The following is a 345-nucleotide window of genomic DNA, read 5'->3' as shown; positions in this document are numbered from 1 at the left end:
AAGGCGTCCCCGCCCTCACCCTTCCAGCCGGAGGAGTCGACCTTCTTCAGCCCCTGGCTGACCTTGTCGAACGCCCCATGGAAGTCCCGCAGGTGCTTGACGCTCTCCCGGATCCTCCCCGGGTCGCCGTGGACGAGTTCGTTCGCCTGCTCGCTCTGGCCGAGCTGCTGCTCACCCGGCGTCGCCCCCAGATCGGAGGCGACACCGTCGCCCCAGTCCTCCACCACGTCGGCCCACTTGTGCAGACCGGCCTCGTCCAGCTTGTGGCCGACCTTGTCCGTGGCCCAGTCGACACCCTCGCCGAGCTTCTTCTTGCCCTTGTCGTAGAGGTCCTCAGCCCCCCCG

At 68.4% G+C, this 345-nt stretch carries 1 protein-coding gene; it reads right to left on the bottom strand.

The window, feature by feature from the left end; genetic code table 11:
* Positions 1-345: putative T7SS-secreted protein (locus IG05_RS43285; RefSeq protein ID WP_037816007.1), on the bottom strand; the 345-nt coding region annotated here is incomplete at both ends.

Source organism: Streptomyces sp. NRRL S-1022 (genome assembly GCF_000720135.1).
In the GTDB taxonomy this organism is placed as follows: Bacteria; Actinomycetota; Actinomycetes; order Streptomycetales; family Streptomycetaceae; genus Streptomyces.
Note: the sequence above shows the minus strand (reverse complement) of the source record. Positions and strands in the feature narration are given on the sequence as shown.